Source organism: Streptomyces sp. NPDC094143 (assembly GCF_040303825.1).
Lineage (GTDB): Bacteria > Actinomycetota > Actinomycetes > Streptomycetales > Streptomycetaceae > Streptomyces.
Genome location: NZ_JBEOTZ010000054.1, coordinates 21280 through 30991, shown reverse-complemented (window position 1 = coordinate 30991; position 9712 = coordinate 21280). Strand labels below are relative to the sequence as shown.

The window sequence follows — 9712 nt, the reverse complement described above, 5'->3', positions numbered from 1 at the left end:
TGGTACTGCAGGGGGGACCCTGTGGGAGAGTAGGACGCCGCCGAACAATTGTTGGGAAAACCCCCGCATCTGATGATGCGGGGGTTTTCTGCGTTTAGGCTCGGCTTATGCGCCATGACCTCGTGATCTTCGACAATGACGGTGTGCTCGTCGACAGTGAGCCCATTTCGAACCGGCTTCTGGCCGCCTATCTGACCGAGCTCGGGCACCCGACCTCCTACGAGGACTCCCTGCGCGACTACATGGGCTCCGCCATGCACCGCGTTCACGACCTGGTGGCCGAGCGGTCCGGGCAGCGGCTGCCGGCCGACTTCGACGACGTGTTCCACGCTCGGGTCTTCGCCGCCTTCGAGCGGGATCTGAAGCCCGTGCCCGGCGTCGAGGAGGTCCTGCAGAAACTGGCCGCCGACTCCGTGCCCTACTGCGTGGCCTCGTCCGGGAGCCATGAGCGGATCCGGGTGGGGCATCGGACGACGGGTCTCGACCGGTGGTTCGACGAGGGGCGGATCTTCAGCTCGGAGGACGTGGGCAGGGGGAAGCCGGCCCCGGATCTGTTCCTGTACGCGGCCGAGCGGATGGGCGTCGAGCCGAAGCGGTGTGTCGTCATCGAGGACAGTCCGCTGGGTGTGCAGGCGGCGATCGCGGCCGGCATGGACGTCTACGGGTTCACCGCCATGACGCCGGCGGAGCGGCTGGCCGGAGCCGGGCGGCTCTTCTCCGACATGGGGGAGCTGCCCGGCCTGTTCGGGTGAGGGCGCGGAAGCTGAACCAGATTCATCTTTGACCGGATCTACCCACGGGTAGGCCGGAGCCCTACGCTCGCCGCCATGACTGATGTGCTGCGGCGCGGCAGGGCTTCGCTGGCGTTCAGCTTCGTCGTGCAGGGGGTCGCCTTCGCTCTGCTGGTGACGCGCATTCCGGCCATCCAGGACCGGTACGGGGTCTCCGACGCGCTGCTGCCGGCCTTTCTGGCCGCCGTGCCGGTCCTCGCCGGGGTCGGGAGCGTGTGCACCGAGCGGCTGGTGAGGCGGGTGCGGCCGAGCCGGCTGCTGAGGTGGTCGCAGCCCGTGGTGCTGCTGGCGCTGCTCGGGGTCGGCGCCGGGGAGCGGATGGTGGAACTGGGCGTCGCCCTCGCCGCGTTCGGGCTCGCCGTGGGGATGCTCGACGCGTCGATGAACATGCTCGGCGTGAGCCTGCAGCGGTCGTACGGGCGCAGCATCATGCTCGGTTTCCACGCGGCCTACAGTCTCGGCGGGATCGTCGGCGCCTCGCTGGCCTGGGTCGGGGCGCACTGGGAACTGGCGTTGTGGGTGTCGTATCTGCCGGTCGTGGCGGTGCTGCTGCCGGCGGTGCTGGTGGCGAGCCGGTGGTACGTCGACGACCGGGGGGCCGGGCCCGCCGCTGAGGAGAAGGCGGGGGAGGGGCAGGTCGTCGTCTTCAAGTGGCTGCTGCCGCTGTGCCTGGTGATGACGGTCGCCTACATCGGGGACTCGACCGTCTCCAACTGGAGTGCCAAGTATCTGCAGGACGTGCTGGGGAGTTCGGAGCAGCTGGCGACGGTGCCGTACAACGTGTACATGGTCACCACGTTGCTGGGGCGGGCGATCGGGGACTTCGGGGTGCGGCGGTTCGGGGCCGCGGCGGTCGTGCGGGGCGGGGCGCTGGTGGCGGCCGGGGGGTTCGCCGTGGTGGCCGGGGCGCCGGGGGCGTGGGCGGGGATGCTGGCGTTCACGCTGGTGGGGCTGGGGTTGTGCGTGCTGGTGCCGCAGACGTTCGCGGCGGCAGGGAGGCTGTTCCCGGGGGCCTCGGACGCGGCCGTGGCGCGGCTGAACGTCTTCAACTACGTGGGGTTCCTGATCGGTTCGCCGTTGGTGGGGGCGCTCGGTGACGTGTGGAGTTATCGCGGCGCCATGCTCGTGCCGATGGTGTTGGTGCTGGTGACGCTGGTGTACGCCCGGTCGTTCGCGCCTCAACCGGACCGATACGGTGGCGGGCATGAGCGGCCGCGCACAGCTGATGTGGGACGAGGCAGTAACGGGCTATGACTTCGGTCCGGGGCATCCGATGGACCCGGTCCGGCTCGCCCTGACCCGGAGACTGGTCGACGCCTTCGGGCTGGACCGTGAAGTGGAGGTGGTCGCGGCGAAGGCGGCCGGGGAGTCGACGCTGCGGCTCGTCCACCGGGAGGACTACATCGCCGCGGTGAGGGCCGCGTCGGCGGATCCGGGGGCGGCGGACCAGTCGTACGGGCTGGGGACCATGGACGATCCGGCGTTCGCGGGGATGCACGAGGTGTCGGCGTTGATCGCCGGGCAGTCGGTGGGGGCGGCGGAGGCCGTGTGGCGCGGTGAGGCGCTGCACGCGGTGAACTTCGCGGGCGGGCTGCACCACGCGATGCCGGGCGCCGCGTCCGGGTTCTGCATCTACAACGACGCCTCGCTGGCCATCGCCCGGCTGCTGGAGCTCGGGGCCGAGCGGGTCGCGTACGTCGACGTCGACGTGCACCACGGGGACGGGGTGCAGGCGGCGTTCTGGGACGATCCGCGGGTGCTGACGATCTCGCTGCACGAGCATCCCCGGACGCTGTTCCCGCAGACCGGGTGGCCGGAGGAGACCGGGGTGGACTCCGCGGAGGGGTCGGCGGTGAACGTGGCGCTGCCGGCCGGTACCGGGGACGCCGGGTGGCTGCGGGCGTTCCACGCGGTGGTGCCGGAGCTGATCGCGGACTTCCGGCCGCAGGTGCTGGTGACGCAGCACGGGGCCGACACGCACTTCGAGGATCCGCTGGCCCACCTGGCGGTGTCGCTGGACGCGCAGCGGGCGGTGCAGGTGGCCTGTCACGACCTGGCGCACGAGCACGCCGACGGGCGCTGGGTGGCCCTCGGCGGGGGCGGCTACGCCGTGGTGGACGTCGTGCCGAGGTCGTGGACCCACCTGGTGGCGATCGCGGCGGGCCGGGCCGTGGCGCCCGAGTCGCTGATCCCCGAGGCGTGGCGGCAGGAAGTGTTCGCGAGGACACGGCAGTTGGCGCCCGGGCGGATGACGGACGGGCGCTGGCCGGTGGAGTGGGCCGGCTGGGAGGAGGGCTACGACCCCGCCGACCGGCTGGACCAGGCGGTGCTGGCGACGCGGCGGGCGGTGTTCCCACTGCGGGGGATGCTGGCCTGAGCGGCTTGCCGGGTGTGGGGGTGCCTCCCGGTGCCGGCCTGAGTGGCTTGCCCGGTGCGGGGGTGCCGTCCTGGGCGGCCTGCCCGGTGCCGGGTGCTGGCCTGAGTGGCCCGCCGGGTTCGGTGGTGCCATCAGTGTCGGCTCGAGCGGCTTGCCCGGGTGCGGGGATGCCTCCCGGTGCTGGCCTGAGGGGCTTGCCGGGTGTGGGGTGCCTCCCAGTGCCGGCCCGCGTGGCTTGCCGGGTGTGGGGGTGCCTCCCGGTGCCGGTCTGATCGGTTCGCCCGGTGCGGGGGTGCCGGCCTGGCTGGTCTGGCCCGTGCCGGGGGTGCCGTAGGCCGACCGTGCGGTGTTCGTCCGTTTCCGGGACACGTGGGGGTCCGGTCGCGCACGATCGCCGTGTGCTGACTGCCGAAGCTCTTCGCGCGCATCTGATCGGCGCGCGGCTGGCCGGGGTCGTGGCGACCTCGCGGGAGGCAAGCCTGCGGCGCTACCGGCTCTTCGCCGCGCGCGATCCACGTGTGCTGCTCGGCATCGATCCCGAAGGGGCCTGGGACCAGCGGGACGTGGTCGAGTTGATGGCCGACCGGTGTGGGGTACCGGCCGATTTCCGTCGCACTTCCGGCCAGGACGTGATCGACCCGGGCCGGACGGTGGCCGCGCTGGACGCCTTCGCGGACCGGCTCGCCGAGGTGGCCCGGCGGGGTGCGCCCGTGCTCCTCGGTACCGGCCACCCGCACCGGCTGCTCGGTTTCTACGCCGCTCTGGCAGACGCGCTGTCGGCGGCGGGATGTGCTGTCCTCACCCCTGCGCAGGGTCGCTGTGTCGACATAACGACCCGGTTCGGTCTACGTACGTACAACCTCGCCTACGTACGAGGAGTCGCGCTGGTGCGGGCCCCCGGCGTGGAACGCCCCGGTTGTGAGCCCGGCGCACATACGCACTCACCGCTCCCGGTTCGTACCGTCCTGGCCGCCGCCGCGGAGGCCGGCGGGCCCCTTCCCGAGCTGGTGATCGGGGACCACGGCTGGGTCTGCGGGGCAGGTCAGCTGGGGTTCGAGGCCATCGGTCCGGCCGACACGGACGACCCGGCGCTGTTCGTGGGGGAGGCCGAGGGGTCCGTGTCCGTCGCCGTTCCACTTGATGACGGCGTGCGGTCCGATTACTACCTGCCGCTTACCCGCTACGTACTCAATCGGGCGTGTCTGTCACAGTAGGCCGCCGATGGGTGCACCTCTTCCCCACTCGCATCACCCGCCCCTACATTGGGGAGTGAGCACGCAGCGACGAAGAGTCACCGGAAGGGGAAGCCGGTGGCCGTCGAGTGCGGAAGGTTCAGGTGTGTCATGGCTGCAGCTGGCGAGAGGCCTCTGAACGAGGTTCAGTTCCTTACCGTGGCGGAAGTCGCCTCGGTGATGCGAGTGTCGAAGATGACCGTGTACCGGTTGGTGCACAGTGGTCATCTGCCCGCGATCCGTGTGGGGCGGTCCTTCCGCGTCCCGGAGCAAGCGGTTCACGAGTACCTCCGCGAGAGCTACGTGGGGGTGGAAACGGCCTGACGGCTGGGGCGGGGTGGTCCCTCACAGGGCACTCGGGACCGCCCCGGCCCCCTCGATTACGACCTCAGCGCTCGGGCGGGTAGGCTAGCCCCTCGTAGGTCGTGTGGGCCCATGGCGCCCAAACAACCGAGTGATGAGAAGTGAGCGAGGGTAGTCGTGGGCTCTGTTATCAAGAAGCGGCGCAAGCGGATGGCGAAGAAGAAGCACCGCAAGCTGCTCAAGCGCACGCGCGTCCAGCGTCGCAACAAGAAGTAAGTTCGCGACGCGGACACCGCGAGAGCGTTGCTGTGGCCCCCCACCCGCGGGTGGGGGGCCACACGCATGTCCGCGCCCGCCGTCCGGCTGCTTCCGTCACTTCGCGCATCGGGCGGTCATCACAGCGCGACGCCGACCCGCTAAGTTGGCTCCACGGGGGAACGCGGCGGGACAAGAGGTTCCTGGAAGGAAGGCGCTGATCTTGGGCAAGGTCGTGCTCGTCACCGGAGTGGCCCGCCAGCTGGGGGGCCGGTTCGTCCGGCGGATCCAGCGTGACCCCGACGTGGACCGGGTCGTCGCCGTGGACGCGGTGCCGCCCGAGCACCACCTGGGCGGTGCCGACTTCGTCCAGGCCGACATCCGCCAGCCCGGCATCGCGCGGGTGCTCGCCGAGACGGGCGCCGACACGATCGTCCACCTGGACGTGACGGGCACGCCGCTGGGCAGCGGCAACCGGGCTTCCCTGAAGGAGACCAACGTCATCGGCACCATGCAGCTGCTCGGTGCCTGCCAGAAGTCCCCGTCCGTGCAGCGCCTGGTCGTGAAGTCCAGTACGAACGTCTACGGTTCGGCGCCGCGCGACCCGGCCGTCTTCACCGAGACGACCCCGCCCAAGTCCCTGCCCAGCGGCGGTTTCGCCAAGGACACCGTCGAGGTCGAGGGTTATGTGCGGGGCTTCGCGCGCCGCCGGCCGGACGTGGCGGTCTGCGTGCTGCGGTTCGCCAACATCCTCGGCCCGGCCGCGGACACCCCGCTCGCCTCGTACTTCGCGCTGCCGGTACTGCCGACGGTGTTCGGCTACGACCCGAGGCTGCAGTTCGTGCACGAGGACGACGTGATCGAGGTGCTGCGGATCGCCTCGCACGAGCCGCGGCGGGGCACGCTCAACAGCGGCACCTTCAACATCGCCGGCGACGGCGTCCTGCTGCTCTCCCAGTGCTCCCGGCGCCTCGGGCGTCCCACCGTGCCCCTGCTGCTCCCGGCGGTCACCTGGGCGGGCTCGCTGGTGCGTACGCTGGGGATGTCGGACTTCTCGCCCGAGCAGATCCGGCTGCTCACCCACGGCAGGGTCGTGTCCACGGGCCAGATGCGCGAGACGCTGGGATTCCAGCCCAAGTACACGACCGCGGAGACGTTCGCGGACTTCGCCCGCAGCCAGGGCCCCGGACTGCTTCCGCCGGAGGCCGTCGCGGCGGCCGTCGACCGGATCGCCGCGCTGCCACTCGCGGGCGGCGGTCAGCCCCCGACGCAGAGCGCCAACTGAGGAGCGCAACAACGATGGCGGACGCCAAGGTCATTCCGTTCGACGACGACCGGTCCCGGGGAAGCGCCGCGCAGCGCCCTCAGCGGCGCCGGAGCGGGGGGAACCGCCGCCCGGGCACGGAGCCCGCGCCGGTCCGGGAGGTGCAGCCCCTGCCCACCAGGGCCGCCGAGCAGGACGATGTTCCCGTGACGGCGGAGGAACAGCGGCCGGAGCGGCCCGGGGACGGCGCGGGCGGCCTGGAACGGCGGATCGCGGGCGGCCTGTCCTTCCTGCGCCGCCGCCTCACCGGTGACTACGAGGTCGACGACTTCGGCTACGACGAGGAGCTCACCGACCAGGTCCTGATGTCCCTGCTGCGCCCGCTGTACGAGAAGTACTTCCGGGTCGAGGTGAAGGGCGTCGAGAACATCCCGTCCGAGGGTGGCGCGCTGATCGTCGCCAACCACTCCGGGACGTTGCCGATGGACGGCCTGATGATGCAGGTCGCCGTGCACGACCACCACCCGGCGGGCCGGCACCTGCGGCTGCTCGCGGCGGACCTGGTGTTCATGCTGCCGGTGGTCAACGAGCTGGCCCGCAAGCTCGGTCACACCCTGGCGTGCGCGGAGGACGCGTCCCGGCTGCTGGAGCAGGGCGAGCTGGTCGGGGTGATGCCGGAGGGCTTCAAGGGCCTCGGCAAGCCCTTCGCGGACCGCTACAAGCTGCAGCGCTTCGGCCGCGGCGGTTTCGTCTCCACGGCCCTGCGCGCCGGGACGCCGATCATTCCCTGCTCGATCGTCGGGGCCGAGGAGATCTACCCGATGATCGGCAACGCCAAGACGGTCGCCCGGCTGCTGGGCTTCCCGTACTTCCCGCTCACGCCGACCTTCCCGTGGCTGGGTCCGCTCGGGGCGATCCCGCTGCCGACCAAGTGGACCATCCAGTTCGGCGAGCCGATCCCCACGGACGGCTATCCGCCGGAGGCGGCCGAGGACCCGATGCTGATGTTCAACCTGACCGACCAGGTCAGGGAGCAGATCCAGCACACGCTGTACAAGCTGCTGGTGCAGCGGCGGTCGGTGTTCTTCTGAGGCAAGACGACGGGGCGCCCCCTTCCGGTGAGGGGGCGCCCCGTCGTCGTACCGCCGGCTAGTCGGCGTCCTCGCTGTCGATGCTCAGTCCGGGCAGCAGATCCGGCAGGAGCGGCGGAAGCGTCACATCCGGCTCGGGGGCGGGAGTGGTGCCGTCCGCTGACGGGGAGGTGCTTTCCTGGGTGTCCTTCGGCGGGTCGAGGAGACCGCCGGTGTTGCCGCCGAGCAGGCCGTCCTCCTCGCTGCCTGAGCCGGCCGAGCGGCTGGGGCCGCCGCTGCCGGTCTTGCCCTCGTCGCCACGCGGGTTGCCGCTGTCGCCGGGACGGGTCGAGCGGTCCGTGCCGGAGGAGCCGCTGGGGGCCGACTCGGAGGCGCCCCGCCGTTTGCCGTCGCCGCCGCCCGTGGCCGGGGGCTCGGGCAGCAGGGAGCGCAGCGGGGCGACGTCCTCCTCTATGGCGTCGAACACGGACGACACTTGGTCGCTGACGTCCCCGAGCTGGACGGGGAGTCTCTCGCGCAGTTCGCCCCAGGCCGCGCGGTGGGAGCTGGAGAACGCGGACAGGGCCTGGATGGGGCCGAGCGAGTCCGGGTCGCGCTCGTACGCCTCGCTCAGCAGCCGGTGGCCCTCGGAGGCGTCGTGCCGCATCCCGGACAGGGCGCGGCGGATCTCGCCCAGGGACTCGTGGTCCAGGGGGCCGCTGCGGCCGCGCTCCATCAGGCGGCGGGCTTCGCTGAGGCGCGTGGAGGCGTGGTCGAGGTGGACCCGGCCGCGCTCGTCCGCCCCGTCGGCGAGGCCGAGCTTGACGTCCTCGATGCCGCGCTTGAGGCCGTAGAGCGAGTCGCCGGGCAGGGCGTCGGAGCTGGCGGCGGAGACTCCGCCGAAGGCGCTCGCGGCCACGCCGACGCTGAGTCCGCCCGCGGTGAGGCCCTTGGCGAGGCGGGACCGCGGCCGGAACTTCTTCAGGGAACTCGCGCGGTGAGCGCCGCGGGCGCGGGTGGAGCGCTGCTCGGGGACCGCGCGGTCCGTCGCCCCGCCTCCCGCGGTGCCCTCCTGGAGCATGGCCTCGAACGCGGCCACCAGCTGGGCCCGCTGGACGACCTTGACCTCCGGGTCGAGCTCCGGCTTGGGCAGCGCGCCGAGACCGGAGGCGAGCGCCAGCAGGCGGCCCCCCTCGGTCGCTTCCGCGGCCGCCGGGGCCGGTGCCGCACCCTCGGACTGCTCGGCCGCCGCCGTGCCCGGCTCGGACTCCTCCAGGGCCTGGGCGAAGGCGTTCGCCCGCCGGTGCGCCGATACGTTCGCGATCACTGGCGGCACCTCCTCTCGTCATGACGGTCGACTCCCCAGGGGGTCCTGAGGGTTGCACACCCTGACTACAACCACACGATCAGGTGATCGAAGTCGGCCAGGGGGTGACCACAGGGAGCCTGCATCCCGCACAACGAGTGGCGCGGCACTTGGGTTACGGACGCCGGAGGATCGGATGCCGAAGTCAACGGACTGTCACGGACTGTGAGTTGACTGTCGCCGTGTGTGCGGGCGGTCAGCGGGCGTCTTCCGGGAGGAGCCGGGCGAGGGTGCGGACGGCCCGGTACTGGAGGGTCTTGATGGCGCCCTCGTTCTTGCCCATGACACGGGCCGTCTCGGCGACGGACAGGCCCTGGAGGAAGCGGAGCGTCACGCACTCCTGCTGCTGGGGATTGAGCCGCCGTACCGCGTCGAGCAGGGCGGCGTTGGAGAGGGACTCCAGGACGGAGTCCTCGGGGGAGCGCTCGACCTCGTTGGCGTCGAGCATCTCGCCGGTGGTGACCTCCAGCCGGAAGCGGCTGGACTTGAAGTGGTCCGCGACGAGGTTGCGGGCGATCGTCACGAGCCAGGCGCCGAAGTCGCGGCCCTGCCAGGTGAAGGTGCCGATGCGGCGCAGTGCGCGCAGAAAGGTCTCGCTGGTGAGGTCCTCGGCGGTCGCCTTTCCTCCGACCCGGTAGTAGATGTACCGGTAGACGGTGTCGCTGTACTGGTCGTAGAGGCGCCCGAAGGCGTCGGCCTCGCCGGCCTGGGCGCGCTCGACGAGGTCCATCATCCGGGCGCTGTCGCTGTCCGCCGCCGGGCGGCGGGCGGTGGCCGCCCCGGACGGGCGGCCTCGTCTGCCGACCGCGGCGCTGCCGTCGGCCAGTGCGTAGCACGGGCCGACGGGCGCGGCGGTGGCGAATGCGGGGACGGCGTACGCGGTGGGGACGAAGCCGCGCAACAGGTCGAGGACCGTTGCGCGCAGCGTAGCCAGGCCCGAGGCGTCAACCCCGACGTGTGGGTACACGGGACTCCCAGAGGCAGAGCTTCCATCACGTGCAGTGCGGGACCTTTCACCCGTCGTAGCGACGGAGGGGTACCGGTTTGCGTCTGA

10 protein-coding genes are annotated in these 9712 nt (G+C 71.7%); 8 read left to right on the top strand and 2 right to left on the bottom strand.

From position 1 onward, the window contains the following. Positions 1-107: 107 nt before the first annotated feature. From ABTZ58_RS36585 to ABTZ58_RS36550, 8 genes are all read left to right on the top strand, one after another. The gene (locus ABTZ58_RS36585; RefSeq protein WP_351366693.1) at positions 108-752 is read left to right on the top strand and encodes an HAD family hydrolase; all 645 of its coding nucleotides are present in this window, start codon (positions 108-110) and stop codon (positions 750-752) included. A gap of 75 nt (positions 753-827) precedes the next feature. Further along, on the top strand, positions 828-2045 hold the full coding sequence (locus ABTZ58_RS36580; RefSeq protein WP_351366690.1) for an MFS transporter: 1218 nt from the start codon (positions 828-830) through the stop codon (positions 2043-2045). Then, positions 1996-3168 carry an acetoin utilization protein AcuC gene (locus ABTZ58_RS36575; protein WP_351366687.1) on the top strand — a complete coding sequence of 391 codons (1173 nt, stop codon included), beginning with the start codon at positions 1996-1998 and terminating at the stop codon, positions 3166-3168. Before ABTZ58_RS36580 ends, ABTZ58_RS36575 begins: the two co-directional genes overlap by 50 nt. Positions 3169-3566: 398 nt before the next feature. Beyond that, positions 3567-4382: a phosphatase gene (locus ABTZ58_RS36570; RefSeq protein ID WP_351366684.1), complete on the top strand. Its 816-nt coding sequence runs from the start codon at positions 3567-3569 to the stop codon at positions 4380-4382. Between the two features lie 129 nt (positions 4383-4511). Beyond that, the gene (locus tag ABTZ58_RS36565) at positions 4512-4724 is read left to right on the top strand and encodes a helix-turn-helix domain-containing protein (RefSeq protein ID WP_004984898.1); all 213 of its coding nucleotides are present in this window, start codon (positions 4512-4514) and stop codon (positions 4722-4724) included. Positions 4725-4880: 156 nt separating this feature from the next. Beyond that, positions 4881-4979 carry a 30S ribosomal protein bS22 gene (locus ABTZ58_RS36560; RefSeq protein ID WP_003948845.1) on the top strand — a complete coding sequence of 33 codons (99 nt, stop codon included), beginning with the start codon at positions 4881-4883 and terminating at the stop codon, positions 4977-4979. 202 nt (positions 4980-5181) lie between these two features. Then, a complete protein-coding gene (locus ABTZ58_RS36555; RefSeq protein WP_309094876.1) occupies positions 5182-6243 on the top strand; it encodes an NAD-dependent epimerase/dehydratase family protein in 1062 nt (353 codons plus the stop codon). 14 nt (positions 6244-6257) lie between these two features. After that, on the top strand, positions 6258-7313 hold the full coding sequence (locus tag ABTZ58_RS36550; RefSeq protein WP_351366681.1) for a lysophospholipid acyltransferase family protein: 1056 nt from the start codon (positions 6258-6260) through the stop codon (positions 7311-7313). A gap of 58 nt (positions 7314-7371) precedes the next feature. Here ABTZ58_RS36550 and ABTZ58_RS36545 read toward each other — a convergent pair whose 3' ends face one another. Both ABTZ58_RS36545 and ABTZ58_RS36540 read right to left on the bottom strand, forming a co-directional pair. Beyond that, the gene (locus tag ABTZ58_RS36545) at positions 7372-8619 is read right to left on the bottom strand and encodes a DUF5667 domain-containing protein (RefSeq protein ID WP_351366678.1); all 1248 of its coding nucleotides are present in this window, start codon (positions 8617-8619) and stop codon (positions 7372-7374) included. A gap of 235 nt (positions 8620-8854) precedes the next feature. Further along, the gene (locus tag ABTZ58_RS36540) at positions 8855-9625 is read right to left on the bottom strand and encodes an ECF subfamily RNA polymerase sigma factor, BldN family (protein ID WP_031117141.1); all 771 of its coding nucleotides are present in this window, start codon (positions 9623-9625) and stop codon (positions 8855-8857) included. Between the last annotated feature and the right edge of the window lie 87 nt (positions 9626-9712).